Here is a 16,924-nt window from a genome sequence, read left to right as displayed (position 1 = left end):
GGGTGTGAATGGCAAGCCGAATCGACCGGAATGCGGAAATCGTTACACCCGGGCCAGGAGCGTGCGGGGGCCATGTATCTGCAAGGTCTCAACTCGGGAAAGAGTGCTGCTCAAACTCGCATTCGATCTTGCTCAGTCGGCCGTGAGTGGACTATACCTGTCGGCGTCTGCACAGCCGTTTCGGCGACGCGGGCAAGGGGGACAAGGGGGAACGGCCGAGGACGGCACGACGGGTGCATCCGATGCCTGCTCCCCCTGAGCCCCCCACTGCACATGGCTAGCCTGAAATCAGCACTACCCAAGCGCAACTGACCGCGGTGGCGGGGCCCTTCGCCTGAGGCGAATATCGACGGGCGACCGGTACACACCGCCTGAGTCCTGGAGAAGGCGAGGACTTGAGCATGGGATCCACCTCCGCCCACAAGAATGAGGGCCTTGGCCGTCGCGATGTGATCAAGCGATCGGCCGCACTCGGCCTGATCAGCGTTCCGACGATGGGCTTCCTGTCGGCGTGCGCGAGCAGCGACAGCAGCGGCGACAAGAAGGTCGAGAAGGGCAAGGCCACCAAGGCCAACCCTCTCGGCGTCAACGAGACGGCCCCGCTCGAGGTGGTCATCTTCGACGGCGGCTTCGGCCAGCAGTACGCGATCGACGCGGAGAAGAAGTACAACGCGGCGTTCCCGAAGGCTCCGAAGGTCAAGCACGTCGCGACCCAGAAGATCCAGTCGCAGCTGCAGCCCCGCTTCAACGGTGGCACCCCGCCGGACCTGATCGACAACTCCGGCGCCGAGCAGATGGACATGGGTGTCCTGGTCGGCAAGAAGCAGCTGCTCGACCTCACGCCGCTGATGGACGCCCCGTCCATCGACGACCCGAGCAAGAAGGTCCGCGACACGCTGCGCCCCGGTGTCCTGGAGATGGGTCAGTTCGACGGCGACCCGGTCTGGATCATGTACTACGCGTACACCGTGTACGGCGTCTGGTACTCGCAGACCGCGCTCGAGAAGCTCGACGCGCAGTACCCCGAGACCTGGGACGACATGCTCGCCCTCTGCGCGAAGGCGAAGAAGCAGGGCATCGCGGGCTGGACGTACGCCGGTAAGTACCCGTACTACCTGCCGTTCTCGCTCTACCCGTTCATCGCCAAGATCGGTGGCCGGGAGGTTCTCGACAAGATCGACAACCTGGAGCCGAACGCCTGGAAGGACCCCGCGGTCAAGGCGGCGTTCGAGGCGTACTACGAGCTGTACCAGAAGGGGTACATCCTCAAGGGCACCCCCGGTCTGACCCACATCCAGTCGCAGACCGAGTGGACCAAGGGCAAGGCGCTCTTCATCCCGAACGGTTCGTGGGTGGAGAACGAGGCCGCGCCGACCACGCCCAAGGACTTCAAGATGATGGTCGCGCCGCCGTCCGGCCTGGACTCGTCGGACAAGCTGCCGTTCGGCACCATCTGGGCCTCCGGCGGTGAGCCCTTCATCGTCCCGGCCAACGCCAAGAACCCCGAGGGTGGCATGGAGCAGCTGCGCATCATGCTCTCCGAGGAGTCCTCGAAGAACTTCACCAAGCAGGTCAAGTCGCTCAGCGCGTTCAACGGCGGCACCGACGGTCTGACCCTGTCGACCGCCATGCAGTCCGGCGTCGACTCGCTGAAGAAGGCCGGCGACAACGTGGTGAACCCGCGTATGCAGGACTGGTACGTGAAGCTCCAGAAGGAGCAGATCGGTGTCGCCGGTATCGGCGAGATGATGGCCGGCCGCGCCACCCCGGCGGAAGCCATCAAGAAGATCCAGGCCTTCGCCGACGCGGCGGCCAAGGACCAGTCCATCAAGCACTACAAGCACCAGTGAGCAACCGTCACCAGCGGCGGCACCCGCGGAAAGATCGGGGTCGGTAAACGATGCAGCACGGCAAGTACCGTTTCATCGTGGGATTCTTGGTGGTCCCACTCGCGCTGTACGCGGTCTTCGTCATTTGGCCGTTCATCCAGTCCATCTACTACTCGTTCACGGACTGGACCGGCCTGAGCCCGGACTTCAAGATGGTCGGGTTCAGTAACTACACGAAGATGCTGAAGGACGACATCTTCTGGAAGTCGTTGCAGCACAGCGTGTTGCTTGTGCTGCTGCTGCCGTTGGTGACGCTGGGCCTGGCACTCTTCTTCGCCTTCATGCTCAATGTCGGGGGCCGACGGCGCAAGAACGCCGCGGTCTCCGGCGTGCGCGGCTCGGGTTTCTACAAGATCGCCTACTTCTTCCCGCAGGTGCTCTCGATCGTCATCGTGGCCCTGCTCTTCCAGTTCGCTTTCAACCCCACCAGCGGGATGCTGAATTCGACACTGAAGACGATCGGTCTGGGTTCCATTCAGCCGGACTGGCTGGGCGACCCGAGCCTCGCGCTGGTCTGCGTCATGTCGGTGCTGGTCTGGTCGACGGTCGGATTCTTCGTCGTGCTGTTCTCGGCCGGAATGGCGTCCATCCCGAAGGACTTCTACGAGGCGGCGCTTCTCGACGGCGCCAACCGCTTCACCACGTTCTTCCGGATCACCCTTCCGCTGCTCTGGGACACGGTGCAGTCGGGCTGGGTCTACATGGGGATCCTGGCCCTCGGCGTCGAGGCGTTCACCGCCGTACAGGTCATGACCGTGGGCCCCGGTGGTCCCGACTACTCGACCACGGTCCTGCCGCTGTACGTGTACCAGACGGCCTTCCGCGACGGGCAGGCCGGCTACGCGACGACGATCGGTGTCGGACTGCTCATCGTCACCCTGGCCTTCGCCGCCATCGTGATGCGACTGGGCCGGCGCGATCGGCTGGAGTTCTGATGCTGCGATTCCCGGGAGACGATCCCCGGACCCCCAGCAGGCACCACAGGTCGGCCTCCGTGTCCGGCTCGACAGTACGAGGTGAGTACACGTGAAGACGACTGACACCCCTCCCGCGGCCCCGGCCGCGGACCCGGCCCCGGTGGCCAAGGCGCCCGCACCGGCCGCCAAGGAGAAGAGCAGTGAGGGTCAGGTCCTCAACGTCTTCTCGCACGGTGTGCTGATCATCTGGGCGATCCTGGTCGTCATGCCGCTGCTGTGGGCGGTGATGGCGTCCTTCAAGACCGACGACTCGATCCTGTCGACGCCGTGGGCGCTGCCCGACAAGCTGCACTTCGAGAACTGGTCGCGCGCCTGGAGCCAGGCGCACATGAGTGACTACTTCTTCAACACCGTCGTGGTGGTCGGCTGTTCGCTCGTCGGCACCCTGCTGCTGGGGTCGATGGCGGCGTACGTGCTGGCGCGGTTCGACTTTCCCGGCAACCGCTTCATCTACTACCTGTTCATCGGCGGGATGAGCTTCCCGATCATCCTGGCGCTGGTCCCGCTGTTCTTCGTCATGAACAACATGGGCCTGCTGAACACGCGGCACGGACTGATCCTGGTCTACATCGCGTACTCGCTGCCGTTCACCGTCTTCTTCCTCACCTCGTTCTTCCGGACGCTGCCGAGCTCGGTGGCGGAAGCGGCGATGCTCGACGGGGCCTCGCACACCCGGACGTTCTTCCAGGTGATGCTGCCGATGGCGAAGCCCGGCCTGATCAGCGTCGGTATCTTCAACTTCCTGGGGCAGTGGAACCAGTACATGCTGCCGACGGTGCTCAACACCGACCCGAAGTACCGCGTGCTCTCCCAGGGCCTGGTCGAACTGGCCACCAGCCAGGGGTACAAGGGTGACTGGTCCGGTCTCTTCGCCGGTCTGGTGATGGCGATGCTGCCGGTCCTCGCGGCCTACATCATCTTCCAGCGCCAGGTCGTCGCCGGCCTCACCGCGGGTGCGGTGAAGTAGCGCCCGCACCGTCCCCGTACCCACGAACCGCCCGTCGGCCATGAGCCGGCGGGCGGTTCGCGTGTACGGGGACGGCCGTCCCGGGTGCCCATCCGGGGCTTCGGTCGCTCAAGGTCTTGACGGGGAGTACCGCAAAACGCTCAGCTTAGAGTTCACATGTTAGAGAAAACGGTAGGAGTGAGAGAGTCGATGGAGACTCCGGGGTCGCAGACATCTCTGCATCGCGCCAACCTTGAGCGGGTCGTGCGCGCGGTACGCATGGCCGGCTCGCTCACCCAGGCGGAGATCGCACGGAGCACCGGCCTGTCAGCGGCCACCGTCTCCAATATCGTTCGTGAATTGAAGGATGGCGGCACGGTCGAGGTCACCCCCACCTCGGCGGGCGGCCGCCGGGCCCGCAGCGTCTCGCTCAGCGGCGACGCGGGCATCGTGATCGGGGTCGACTTCGGCCATACGCATCTGCGGGTGGCGGTCGGCAACCTCGCCCACCAGGTGCTGGCCGAGGAGGCCGAGCCGCTGGACGTCGACGCCTCCTCCGCGCAGGGGTTCGGGCGGGCGGAGCAGCTGGTCAGGCGGCTGATCGAGACGACCGGGATCAGTCCGGACAAGGTGATCGGGGTGGGCCTCGGTGTTCCCGGCCCGATCGACGTGGAGTCCGGGACGCTGGGCTCCACGTCGATCCTGCCGGGCTGGACGGGCATCAACCCCAGCAAGGAGCTCGCCGGCCGGCTCGGTGTGCCGGTGTACGTCGACAACGACGCCAACCTCGGCGCGCTCGGCGAGCTGGTCTGGGGGAGCGGCCGGGGGGTCAAGGACCTCGCCTACATCAAGGTCGCCAGCGGTGTCGGCGCCGGTCTGGTGATCGACGGGCGCATCTACCGGGGGCCGGGTGGCACGGCCGGCGAGATCGGGCACATCACGCTCGACGAATCGGGCCCGGTGTGCCGCTGCGGCAACCGCGGGTGCCTGGAGACCTTCACGGCCGCCCGGTACGTGCTGCCGCTGCTCCAGCCCAGCCACGGGTCCGATCTCACCATGGAACGGGTGGTCCAGCTGGCCCGCGACGGCGATCCGGGCTGCCGCCGGGTGATCGGGGACGTCGGGCGGCACATCGGCAGCGGGGTCGCCAATCTCTGCAATCTGCTCAATCCCAGCCGGGTGGTCCTCGGCGGATCGCTCGCCGAGGCGGGCGAGTTGGTGCTCTCGCCGATCCGTGACTCGGTCTCCCGCTACGCCATTCCGAGCGCCGCCCGGCAGCTCTCGGTGCTGCCCGGGGCACTGGGCAGCCGGGCCGAAGTGCTGGGCGCACTGGCCCTCGTGCTCAGCGAGATGGGGGATTCAACCCTTTTGGAAAGCACCTTGCCGAAAGCCACTCCTGCCTTCACTTAGATAACGGATGGCACCGTTGTCATCTCGTTAAGGATTTACTCCTTGACGCTGGCGTCGCGGCCGAGTTGACTTCCAGCCACCTCGGCCGCGACGTCGCGGCCTCGTCAGGGAGGCAACCCCGCATGAACGCAACGACGCGACGCATCGTCATAGGCACGGCCGCAGTCTCCATGGCCGTCTCCCTCGCCGCCTGTGGCAAGGCGGGCGACGACAAGGACTCCGGCACGGGTGGCGACAGCAAGACCATCGGCCTGCTCCTGCCGGAGAACAAGACCACGCGCTACGAGACGTTCGACCGCCCCATCATGGAGGCGAAGATCAAGGCGCTGTGCTCCGACTGCGAGGTCAAGTACAACAACGCCGCGCAGGACAGCGAGACCCAGAAGAAGCAGTTCGACGCGCTCGTCACGCAGGGTGTGAAGGTCATCATCCTCGACACCGTCGACTACAAGGCCGCGAAGTCCTGGGTCCAGCAGGCCGCGAAGAAGGACGTCAAGGTCGTCGCGTACGACCGTCTCGCCGAGGGCCCGATCTCCGCCTACGTGTCGTACGACAACGAGAAGATCGGTCAGCTCCAGGGTGAGGCGCTGGTCAAGGCGCTGGGCGCCAAGGCCAAGGACAGCAACGTTGTCATGATCAACGGCTCGCCGACCGACCCGAACGCCCCCTTCTTCAAGAGGGGCGCGCACAGCGTCCTCGACAAGCAGGTCAAGAAGGTCGTCTACGAGCAGGACATCCCGGACTGGTCGGCGGACGAGGCCAACAAGAAGATGGGAGCGGCCATCGACTCCCTGGGCAAGGACGGCTTCCAGGGCGTCTACTCCGCCAACGACGGCATGGCCGGCGGCATCATCACGGCCCTGAAGAAGCAGGGTGTGAAGATCCCGGTCGGCGGTCAGGACTCCGAGCTCGCCGGTCTGCAGCGCATCATCACGGGCGAGCAGGCCTTCTCGATCTACAAGCAGATCAAGCCGGAGGCCGAGACCACCGCCGAGATCGCCGTCAGGCTGCTCAAGGGCGAGAAGATCGACGACCTGGCCCCGGTCAAGGTCGACAGCATCTCCGGAGAGTTCAAGGGCACCCCGTCGAAGCTGTACGACGCCTCGGTCGTGACCAAGGAGAACATCGCCTCCACGATCGTCGCGGACAAGGTCTACAAGGTCGAGGAGATCTGCACCGCCCAGTACAAGGCGGCCTGCGACGCAGCCGGCATCAAGTAATCCGCCGTCGGCAGGCGTCACCCGATCCGGTCCGGCACCCGCCCCGTCAATGCCCCGCAGCAGGGGCGGGCGCCGGACTTCTCACCGGTCCCGGTCACCGCAGGCGGCCGCCCTCCGGGGCGCACCCAGAGGCCCCGGCCGGCACAGAGCCCTTTCCCGGTACACGTCTCGGCGCGTGGTCGTCCCCCGGCGACGACGTACCGAGGCGGACCTCGGAGACGTTCCGGCCTTCCCGGCGGCCCGGTGACCGGCACCGCCCCCCTGTGCTCAGCAGCACCATCCCCGCCGGTCAGGCGGCGAAGGAGATGATTCACGTGTCCGCTACGCCCGTGCTGGCGTTGCGCGGAATCTCCAAGCGGTTCGGCGCCGTCCAGGCGCTCACCGATGTGGACCTGGAGATTCATTCCGGCGAAGTGGTCGCCCTGGTCGGCGACAACGGCGCCGGCAAGTCGACCCTGGTCAAGACCATTTCGGGTGTCCACCCGATCGACGAAGGCGCCATCGAGTGGGAGGGCAGGACGGTCCGGATCAACCGGCCCAACGACGCCCAGGACCTCGGAGTCGCCACCGTCTACCAGGACTTGGCCCTCTGCGACAACCTCGATGTGGTCGCCAACCTCTTCCTCGGCAGCGAACTGCGCAAGGCCTCTGTACTCGACGAGATCGCGATGGAGAAGCGCGCCAAGGAACTGCTGGACACCCTGTCCATCCGGATACCCAGCGTCCGTATCCCGGTCGCCTCGCTCTCCGGCGGTCAGCGCCAGGTCGTGGCCATCGCCCGCGCCCTGATCGGTGACCCCGAGGTCGTCATCCTCGACGAGCCGACCGCCGCCCTCGGCGTGGAACAGACCGCCCAGGTCCTCGACCTCGTCGAGCGGCTGCGCGAGCGCGGCCACGGCGTCATCCTCATCAGCCACAACATGGCCGACGTGCGCGCCGTTGCCGACAAGGTGGCGGTGCTGCGGCTGGGCCGCAACAACGGAGTCTTCGACGTGGCGACCACGTCCCACGAGGAGATCATCTCCGCGATCACCGGTGCCACCGACAACGCCGTCACGCGCCGTCAGGCCCGCACAGCCACGAAGGAGGACGCGAAGTGAGCGACCTCGCCAAGACCCCCGAGTCCCCCAAGACCCCCGAGTCCCCCAAGACCTCCAAGGTTTCCACCGAGAAGCCCGCAACCGGGAAGTCTGCTGCCGCGGCGGTCGAGCCGTCGGCGGCGCCCGTACCCGCGGTGGACCCGCGCCTGCTCGTCCGCGAGGAGGGCTTCGCGGGCTACTGGACCGAATTCACCCGCAAGGTGCGCGGCGGCGAACTCGGATCACTGCCGGTCTTCGTCGGCCTGATCGTCATCGCGATCGTCTTCCAGCTCCAGAACAGCAACTTCCTCTCCGCCAGCTCCATCGCCAACGTCGCCGTCTACAGCTCCGGCCTCGGCATCATGGCGGTCGGCATCGTCTTCGTGCTGCTGCTCGGTGAGATCGACCTGTCCGTCGGCTCGGTCGCCGGTGTCGGCGCGGCCGTCTGGGCCGTGCTCAACGTCAACCACGGCTGGAACGACTGGACGGCGGTCGTCGTCGCGGTGCTCTCCGGCATGGTGCTCGGCGCGCTGCACGGCTTCTTCTTCGCCAAGATCGGGGTGCCGGCCTTCGTCGTCACCCTGGCCGGTTTCCTCGGCTGGAGCGGTCTGCAGGAGTGGATGATGGGCGGTGAGGGCTCGATCAACACGCCGTCCGGCAGCATCGTCGAGAACCTCACCAACTACTTCTTCGAGGACAAGGCCGTCGCGTACAGTGTCGCCCTGGTCGCCGTCCTCGCCTACGCCGGGTCGCTCCTGCTGGACAGTCGGCGCCGCGGGGCCGCGGGCCTGCCGGCCCGTCCGAGCACCGAGATCCTGCTCCGTACGGGCGTCGTCGCCGTCCTGTGCTTCGCCGTCGCGTACGTGCTGAACGAGCCCTCCGGCGCCCGCGGCCTGCCGCTGGCCCTGGTGCTCTTCCTCGCCGTGCTGGTCATCGCGGACTTCGTGGCCCGCCGGACCACCTTCGGCCGCCAGGTCTTCGCGGTGGGCGGCAACCCGGAGGCGGCACGCCGCGCCGGTATCGACGTCGACCGGATCCGGATCACCGTCTTCGCGCTCTCCGGAATGCTGGGCGCCTTCGGCGGACTCTTCATCGCCAGCCTCTCCGGCGGCGCCACCAAGAGCGTCGGCAGCGGCAACACCCTGATGCTGGTCATCGCGGCCGCCGTCATCGGCGGCACCAGCCTCTTCGGAGGCCGGGGCAAGGTCTGGTCCGCGCTGCTCGGCATGATCGTGATCCAGTCGATCCAGCAGGGTCTGAACATGATCGGTATGGCCAACGCCATCCAGTACATGATCACCGGCGCGGTGCTGCTGGCCGCCGTGGTCATCGACTCGGTCTCCCGCCGTACCCAGAAGACCGCGGGCCGCGCGTAGGACCGCGGCACGCGCGTACATACCACGCCCGCCCGGTCCAGTGCCCGGCGCCCCGGACCGGGCGCCGGGCACGGCCGGGTGCGGGACAGGGGGTGTGACAGCACTCTCCATGCCCGATGCCCGCGAGCCCGGACGGAACATTAGACTCATCGGATCGGCATGCTCGACCAGCTCAAGACGCAAGGAGGCACGGGTGGCCCTGCTGACCCGCATCGGTGGACCGCGTGACCTGGACCGGCTCACTCCCGAGCAGCTGGAACAGCTCGCCGAAGAGATCCGGACCTTCCTGGTCGACGCCGTATCGAAGACCGGCGGCCACCTCGGCCCCAACCTGGGCGTGGTCGAACTGACCATCGCCCTGCACCGGGTCTTCGACTCGCCGAGGGACAAGGTGCTGTTCGACACCGGTCACCAGAGCTATGTGCACAAGCTCCTCACCGGCCGCCAGGACTTCTCGAAGCTCAAGAGCAAGGGCGGTCTCTCCGGCTACCCCTCCCGGGCCGAGTCCGAGCACGACATCATCGAGAACTCGCACGCCTCCACGGTGCTCGGCTGGGCCGACGGCCTCGCCAAGGCCAACGAGGTGCTGGGCAAGGACGACCACGTCGTCGCGGTCATCGGTGACGGAGCCCTCACCGGCGGCATGGCCTGGGAGGCGCTGAACAACATCGCCGCCGCCAAGGACCGCCCGCTCGTCATCGTCGTCAACGACAACGAGCGCTCCTACGCGCCGACCATCGGCGGCCTCGCCAACCACCTCGCGACGCTGCGCACCACCGACGGCTACGAGCGATTCCTGGCCCGCGGCAAGGACATCCTGGAGCGCACCCCCGTCGTCGGCCGGCCACTGTACGAGACCCTGCACGGGGCCAAGAAGGGGCTGAAGGACTTCATCGCCCCGCAGGGCATGTTCGAGGACCTCGGCCTGAAGTACGTCGGCCCGATCGACGGCCACGACATGGAGGCCCTGGAGTCGGCGCTCCAGCGCGCCAAGCGCTTCGGCGGACCCGTCATCGTGCACTGCCTCACCGAGAAGGGCCGCGGCTACACCCCCGCCCTGCTCGACGAGGCCGACCGCTTCCACGCCGTCGGCAAGATCCACCCCGACACCGGCCTCCCGGTCGCCACCTCGGGTCTCGACTGGACCTCCGTCTTCGGCGAGGAGATGGTCAAGCTCGGCAAGGAGCGCGAGGACATCGTCGCGATCACCGCGGCCATGCTCCAGCCGGTCGGCCTGACCAAGTTCGAGAAGGCCTTCCCGGACCGGATCTACGATGTCGGCATCGCCGAGCAGCACGGCGCGGTCTCCGCGGCCGGCCTCGCCACCGGCGGACTGCACCCCGTCTTCGCGGTGTACGCCACCTTCCTCAACCGCGCCTTCGACCAGGTCCTGATGGATGTCGCACTGCACAAGTGCGGTGTGACCTTCGTCCTGGACCGGGCCGGGGTCACCGGCACCGACGGCGCCTCGCACAACGGCATGTGGGACATGTCGATCCTGCAGTGCGTGCCCACGCTCCGGATCGCCGCCCCGCGCGACGCCGATCAGGTCCGCGCCCAGCTCCGCGAGGCCGTCGAGGTCGACGACGCACCGACCGTGGTCCGCTTCTCCAAGGGCGCGGTCGGCCCGGCGGTCAAGGCCCTCGGCCGGGTCGGCGGCATGGACGTGCTGCGCGAGCCCGGCACCACCCGGCCGGACGTCCTCCTGGTCTCCGTCGGCGCGCTCGCCCCGATGTGCCTGGAGATCGCCGAACTGCTGGAGGCCCAGGGCATCTCGACGACCGTCGTCGACCCGCGCTGGGTCAAGCCGGTCGACGAGGCCATGGCCCCGCTCGCCGAGCAGCACCGGGTCGTCGTCACCGTCGAGGACAACAGCCGGGCCGGCGGCGTCGGCTCCGCCGTCTCCCAGGCACTGCGCGACGCCGGGGTCGACGTACCACTGCGTGACTTCGGCATCCCGCCGCGCTTCCTCGACCACGCCTCCCGCAAGGAGGTCATGGCCGAGATCGGGCTGACCGCGCCGGACATCGCCCGTCAGGCCACCGGCCTCGTGGCCAAGCTGGACGGCCGCTTCGGGAGCGGCGCCGACACCCGCTCCGTGATCGAGCCCGCCCGGGACTGACCTGGGACTTCGCGTTCGGATCAGGCCCAAGGGTCCGCCGCGGCGATACGGCCGATGGGCCGGTCGGGTCACCCTGTACGGGTGGTCCGACCGGCCCATTCGCGTGAAATCGCCCGGTGCGGGGGCCTGCGCCGCCGGTGCGGTCCCAATCATGGCGTACACGACGAGTGCGTGGAGGTACGCCGGTGACCGCCCAGCAGGACACACCACCCAGCAGTGACGGACTGTTCAGGACCAAGACGGTCGAGCAGTCCATCCGCGACACCGAGGAGCCGGAGCACGCTCTCAGGAAGTCCCTCTCCGCCCTGGACCTCACGGTTTTCGGAGTGGGCGTCATCATCGGCACCGGCATCTTCGTCCTCACCGGCAAGGTGGCCAAGGAGACGGCGGGTCCCGCCACCGCCCTCGCCTTCGTGGTCGCGGCCGTCGTCTGCGCGCTGGCGGCGCTCTGCTACGCCGAGTTCGCCTCCACCGTCCCGGTCGCCGGCTCCGCCTACACGTTCTCGTACGCCTCGCTCGGCGAACTGGTCGCCTGGATCATCGGCTGGGACCTGGTGCTGGAATTCGCGCTGGGCACGGCGGTGGTGGCGGTCGGCTGGTCCGGCTACGTCCGCTCGCTGCTGGACAACTTCGGCTGGCACATGCCCGATGCGCTCTCCGGAACGGATGTGGCGAAAGGATTCGGCTTCGACATCCTGGCCTTCGCCCTGGTGCTCGTCCTGACCGTGGTGCTGGTGCTCGGCATGAAGCTGTCCGCCCGGGTCACGACCGTCGTGGTCGCCATCAAGGTCGCGGTGGTCCTGATCGTGATCATCGCCGGACTGTTCTTCGTGAAGGCCGCCAACTACTCGCCGTTCATCCCCGAGGCACAGCCGCAGACCTCGGGTTCCGGACTGACCGCACCGCTGGTCCAGCTGATGTTCGGTTACGCGCCCACCAACTTCGGCGTCATGGGCATCTTCACCGCCGCCTCCGTCGTCTTCTTCGCCTTCATCGGTTTCGACGTGGTGGCCACCGCCGCCGAGGAGACGAAGCTTCCGCAACGTGACATGCCACGTGGCATCCTCGCCTCGCTCTTCATCTGCACCGTGCTCTATGTCGCCGTATCGCTGGTGGTCACGGGTATGGAGCACTACACCGAGCTGTCGGTGGAGGCCCCGCTGGCCGATGCCTTCAAGGCCGTCGGCCATCCCGTGTACGCCGGACTCATCAGCTTCGGAGCCGCGATCGGCCTCACCACCGTCTGCCTGATCCTGCTGCTGGGACAGACCCGGGTCTTCTTCGCGATGAGCCGTGACGGACTGCTCCCGCGGTTCTTCTCCAAGACGCACCCGAAGTTCGGCACCCCGTACCGCCCGACCATCCTGCTCGGCGTGATCATCGCGATCGTCGCCGGTTTCACCAGCATCAACGAGCTGGCGACGCTGGTGAACATCGGCACACTCTTCGCGTTCGTCGTGGTCGCCCTGGGCGTGATGGTGCTGCGCCGCACCCGCCCCGATCTCCACCGGGCCTTCCGCACCCCGTGGGTACCGCTGCTCCCGATCCTCTCGGTGGCCGCGTCGGTGTGGCTGATGCTCAATCTTCCGGCGGAGACCTGGCTGCGTTTCGCCGTCTGGATGGCCATCGGCGTGATCATCTACTTCGCTTACGGGCGTGGGCACAGCAGGATCAACCAGCAGGTATCCGACCAGTGAACGCTCATCCGGCATGTCCGGGACCGCGGCTAGTATGACCGTATGACTTGGCTGATCACGGGTGGTGCGGGTTTCATCGGGGCACACGTCGTACGGGCGATGCTCGAAGCCGGCGAGCAGGCGGTGGTGTACGACGACCTGTCGACCGGTGACCCGGCCCGGGTCCCCGCCGGGGCGCCCTTCGTCAAGGGCTCGACCCTCGACCGGGACATGCTGGACCGGACCCTCGCGGAATTCGGCATCGAGGGCGTCGTGCACCTGGCGGCCAAGAAGCAGGTCGCCGAATCCGTCGCCCTCCCGCTCCACTACTACCGGGAGAACGTGCACGGGCTGCAGACCCTGCTGGAGGCGGTCACCGCCGCGGGCGCGCGCCGCTTCCTGTTCTCCTCGTCGGCCGCCGTCTACGGCCTGCCGGACGTGGACCTGGTCACCGAGAGCACACCGTGCGCCCCGATCAATCCGTACGGCGAGACGAAGCTGGCGGGCGAGTGGATGGTCCGCGCGGCGGGCGCCGCGCACGGCATGGCGACGGCCTCCCTGCGGTACTTCAACGTCGCGGGCGCGGCCACCGCGCAGCTCGCCGACACCGGGGTCTTCAATCTCATCCCCATGGTTTTCGAGAAGCTCACGCAGGGCCACGCGCCGATGATCTTCGGCGACGACTACGCCACCCCGGACGGCACGTGCGTCCGCGACTTCATCCACGTCGACGACCTCGCCTCGGCGCACGTCGCCGTGGCGCGGGCACTGGGAGCACGCGGCGACGGCACCGACCTGACGGTGAACATCGGCCGGGGCGAAGGTGTTTCGGTGCGCGAGATGATCGCGCTGATCGGCGAGGTCACCGGATACGGACCCGACGCCGAGCCGACCGTGCTGCCCCGCAGGGCCGGGGACCCGGCCAGGGTGGTGGCCTCCGCCGACCGCATGCGCACCGAACTGAACTGGACCGCGCGGCACGACGTGCGCGAGATGGTCGCATCGGCCTGGGAGGGCTGGTGCCTGTACCACCCCGAGGCGCGGCGCTGACGCGGCAGGCACCACCTGAAGCACGACGATGCCCCGGGACGTGTTCCCGGGGCATCGCCATGTCACCTGTCACTTGTCACCGGTCCGCGAGCGGACGGTGCGTCAGCCCCCGGTCGCCGGCGACTTCTTGGCCGACTCGGGAATGGTGCCGTCCTTGCGGATCGCCTTCCACAGGTCACCGGCCTGGGGCTCGGCAGCCACCACACGGTTCGGGTCCTGCTTGTCGTACGCCACCGGGAGCATGATGGTCTCCATCGAGCCCGGGTCGACGCCGTTCATCGAACGGGCGAACTCCGCCAGGGACTTGAGCGAGGCCAGCCCCGAGTCGGTGGTCAGCGACTTCGTCGCGGAACTCGCCACCTTGTAGGACTTCGTCGGACTGCTCAGCAGATCCTGGGACTTGACCTCGCTCAGCAGGGCCAGCAGGAACTGCTGCTGGAGGCCGATGCGGCCGAGGTCGCTGCCGTCGCCGATGCCGTGCCGGGTCCGGACGTAGGCGAGGGACTGGGTGCCGTCGAGCTTGTGCGATCCCGCGGACAGGTCGAGCCCCGACGACTTGTCGTGAATGGGCTTCTCGACCTCCACGGTGACGCCGCCTATGGCGTCGACGAGGTCCTTGAACCCGGCGAAGTTGATCTCCAGGTAGTGATCGATGCGGACCCCGGACATCTTCTCCACGGTCTTGACCACACAGGCCGGGCCGACCTGGGAGTAGACGGAGTTGAACATCACGCGGTTCGCCGAGGACACCGCCGAGCCGTCGGTCTTGACGCACTCGGGCCGGGTCACGAGGGTGTCGCGCGGTATGGAGACGGCGACGGCCCTGCTCCGGCCCTCGGGTATGTGCACCACCATCGCGGTGTCGGAGCGCGCGCCGCTGACGTCGCCGCCACCGCCCAGCTCCTTGTTCTCCGCACCGGCCCGCGAGTCGGAACCGAGGACGAGCAGGTTCTGGCCGCTGGTGGGGAGTTTCTGAGGACGGTTGTCCCCGAGCGCCTTGTCGATGTCGACGCCCGTGATGTTTCCGTCGAGCCTGCTGTACAGCCAGTACAGGGTTCCGCCACCGGCCAGTACGAGCACCAGCAGGGTGACGAGCACGCCGCGCCGGATGCGCTGACCACGCGTACGGACCTTGCGGCCCCTGCGGCTCTTGGGCTTGCGACGGGAAGGCAGATCGGAGTCGTCAGACATTCACACAGCTCGTCATCGTCTGGGCCCCTGGGTCAGTGGGGGACCACCGAGGCGAGTCGGACCCTCCTGTGCCGTGCGACTGCAGGAGTCACAGAAGGGGGTCGTACGGAAGATCCGCTCGCGGCTCGTGGGGCGCACGCTGAGCGGGTGTCACGGCGGGCGCAATGGCCGCACATTTCTTGATGGATCGGACGCTGGAGCACTATAGACAGATTTCCCGAGCGGAAGGGAGAGTGCATATCTTCTTGGAAGCCGGGAGGGATCTGGAGTCCCGGTTCCACTTCAGAGGGGATCGTCGGGCGCATGGCACGCAGAGGGGAGCGCCGCGGGGGGCGCGGCAAGGTGACGCCTCAGAGCACGGGGGAGCGGCACACGCCCCGTCCCGGAACCGTCGCGATTGTGGTCGCGACGCCCGGAGATGCCCCCGCTCTGCTGGCGGCGGAGCGCAGCGGTTCGACCGTCGACGTGGTCTGCGCCCAGCCGGGCACGGCGGACGAACGGGCGGCGTTCGAGCGGGCGGTGACGGACTGCGGGAGCCGCGGTGTACGGGTGGACCGCGAGCCCTGGGTCCTCGACGCCGAGGTGGGAAAGATCACACCCCTCGTGCTCGACGCCCTGCGTGAACTGCGTCCGCTGCGGGTGCGCACCCTCGACCCGGATCCGGCGCACGTCTCCTTCGACGCCGAGGCCAAGCGGCCCGTGCTGGCCGAGCCCCCGCTGCGGGGCAGCGTGGCGCGTGCCACGGTCGCGGCGGCGCGCAAGTACCAGCTGGAGAGCGGGGTCCCGGTCTTCGTGGACTGCCACCGGGCCGGTACCGATCCGCGACTGGGTGCGGCGGCGTGCACGCGCTACCCCCGGCCCTCCCACTGGATCACCAGGGGCAGGGACGGGCGGCTCTCGGCGTACCTCCCCTCGGCGGCGGGCGTGATCCGCTGGACGGAACAGGCGCCCGGCGCCGGTGGCTGGAGCGGTCCCGAGCTGCTGGACGGGCCCGCGCTGCTGCCCGGCCTCACGGTCGTGCAGGACGCCTTCGGCTATGTGCACCTGATCGGTCTCCGCCGCAGGAAGGGCGCGGACGGCGCGGAGCACGTCGAGGTCGTCCACGCGACCCAGTACCAGACCGGACGCCCCATCGGCCCGTGGCACTCGGCCGGCAATCCGAACGCCAACGACCGGCGCAAGGCGCGCGAGGTCGGCTTCCCCTCGGCGGTCTTCGACGCCAAGGGCCATCTGCACATCTTCGTGCGGAACTTCGGCCACGGGGTCAGCACCCGACGTCAGGCGCCGGACGGGAAGTGGAGCGCCTGGCAGCATCTGCGCGGGGTCAGCGCGGCCGACGAGCTGGCGGCCGTGACCGGCCGGAGCGGTGCCGAGGTGTGGGCGAGGGGCCGGGATTCCGCGGTCGCCGTGCGCTGGCACCGCGAGACTCCGGACGAGGCCTGGACCCAGGACACCGCCACCTCCGTGAGCCCGTACCCCGGCACACTCTCGGCGGCCCCCGAGGCGGGCGCGATCCGCTACCGGTACGCGGGGAGCAACGAGGTGTGCGTCGGGATGCCGGGCGCCGCGCCGGTCAGCCTCGGCGGCCCGGATGGCGAGGGCCCGGTCGCCGGGGTCGCCGGTGTGGACATCCAGGGCTGGGGCTGCACGGTGCTGGTGAGGTCGGGGCCCGACGGGACGTGTGCCGTGGGCGCCCATCAGGACGGCCGGCCCGAGACCGGCGTGTGGTGGTTCGACGCGGGCGAGTCCTCGATGGTCCCTCCCGCGGTGGTCATCGACGGGCAGGGGCGGGCGGTGATCGCCGTGGTGGCGACCGACGGCCGGTTGCGGATCGCGCGTCAGGAGCCGGGCGCGAGCGGTCTGGCGTTCAGCTCATGGACCACCATCGGCTCATAAATGGGGTATACGCCCCCATTTCGTGGCATGGCTGCGATTGGTGCAAGGTTTGACAGTTTCGGATTAACTTTGACTTTGTTAGGGTCTGGCCT

Annotated in this window: 12 protein-coding genes; 11 read left to right on the top strand and 1 reads right to left on the bottom strand. The window is 68.1% G+C overall.

Annotation, left to right across the window (positions count from 1 at the left end):
- Positions 1-401: 401 nt before the first annotated feature.
- The 10 genes from ngcE (at position 402) to galE (ending at position 13,745) form a co-directional block, all read left to right on the top strand.
- Positions 402-1,850: an N-acetylglucosamine/diacetylchitobiose ABC transporter substrate-binding protein gene (gene ngcE / locus OG520_RS08915; RefSeq protein ID WP_406012811.1), complete on the top strand. Its 1,449-nt coding sequence runs from the start codon at positions 402-404 to the stop codon at positions 1,848-1,850.
- 50 nt (positions 1,851-1,900) lie between these two features.
- The gene (locus OG520_RS08910; RefSeq protein WP_406012810.1) at positions 1,901-2,824 is read left to right on the top strand and encodes a carbohydrate ABC transporter permease; all 924 of its coding nucleotides are present in this window, start codon (positions 1,901-1,903) and stop codon (positions 2,822-2,824) included.
- A gap of 91 nt (positions 2,825-2,915) precedes the next feature.
- Positions 2,916-3,833 (top strand): carbohydrate ABC transporter permease, encoded by a 918-nt coding sequence (locus tag OG520_RS08905; RefSeq protein WP_266428265.1) that lies wholly within the window; start codon positions 2,916-2,918, stop codon positions 3,831-3,833.
- A 189-nt stretch (positions 3,834-4,022) separates the two neighbouring features.
- Positions 4,023-5,222 (top strand): ROK family protein, encoded by a 1,200-nt coding sequence (locus tag OG520_RS08900; RefSeq protein WP_385328148.1) that lies wholly within the window; start codon positions 4,023-4,025, stop codon positions 5,220-5,222.
- Positions 5,223-5,344: 122 nt separating this feature from the next.
- Entirely contained in the window at positions 5,345-6,442 is a 1,098-nt protein-coding gene (locus OG520_RS08895; RefSeq protein WP_406012809.1) for a substrate-binding domain-containing protein, read from the top strand.
- 305 nt (positions 6,443-6,747) lie between these two features.
- Entirely contained in the window at positions 6,748-7,542 is a 795-nt protein-coding gene (locus OG520_RS08890) for an ATP-binding cassette domain-containing protein (RefSeq protein WP_399329256.1), read from the top strand.
- Positions 7,539-8,897 (top strand): sugar ABC transporter permease, encoded by a 1,359-nt coding sequence (locus OG520_RS08885; RefSeq protein ID WP_406012808.1) that lies wholly within the window; start codon positions 7,539-7,541, stop codon positions 8,895-8,897. The genes OG520_RS08890 and OG520_RS08885 overlap by 4 nt, the downstream gene beginning before the upstream one ends.
- A 193-nt stretch (positions 8,898-9,090) precedes the next feature.
- Positions 9,091-11,019, top strand: coding sequence for a 1-deoxy-D-xylulose-5-phosphate synthase (dxs, locus tag OG520_RS08880; protein ID WP_406012807.1), 1,929 nt, complete (start codon positions 9,091-9,093; stop codon positions 11,017-11,019).
- A gap of 185 nt (positions 11,020-11,204) precedes the next feature.
- Complete coding sequence (locus OG520_RS08875; protein ID WP_406012806.1) at positions 11,205-12,716, top strand: amino acid permease; 1,512 nt, start codon at positions 11,205-11,207, stop codon at positions 12,714-12,716.
- 42 nt (positions 12,717-12,758) lie between these two features.
- Positions 12,759-13,745 carry a UDP-glucose 4-epimerase GalE gene (gene galE, locus OG520_RS08870; RefSeq protein ID WP_399329000.1) on the top strand — a complete coding sequence of 329 codons (987 nt, stop codon included), beginning with the start codon at positions 12,759-12,761 and terminating at the stop codon, positions 13,743-13,745.
- Positions 13,746-13,847: 102 nt separating this feature from the next.
- Here the strand turns inward: galE and OG520_RS08865 are convergent, their stop codons facing one another.
- Entirely contained in the window at positions 13,848-14,936 is a 1,089-nt protein-coding gene (locus OG520_RS08865; RefSeq protein ID WP_266428276.1) for an LCP family protein, read from the bottom strand.
- A gap of 303 nt (positions 14,937-15,239) precedes the next feature.
- On the opposite strand from OG520_RS08865, the gene OG520_RS08860 reads away from it, so the two are divergent.
- Positions 15,240-16,832 (top strand): hypothetical protein, encoded by a 1,593-nt coding sequence (locus OG520_RS08860; protein WP_406012805.1) that lies wholly within the window; start codon positions 15,240-15,242, stop codon positions 16,830-16,832.
- Positions 16,833-16,924 lie beyond the last annotated feature (92 nt).

Origin of the sequence: Streptomyces sp. NBC_00984 (assembly GCF_045162475.1) — a bacterium.
GTDB lineage: Bacteria > Actinomycetota > Actinomycetes > Streptomycetales > Streptomycetaceae > Streptomyces.
This window is presented reverse-complemented; position numbering and strand designations above follow the sequence as displayed.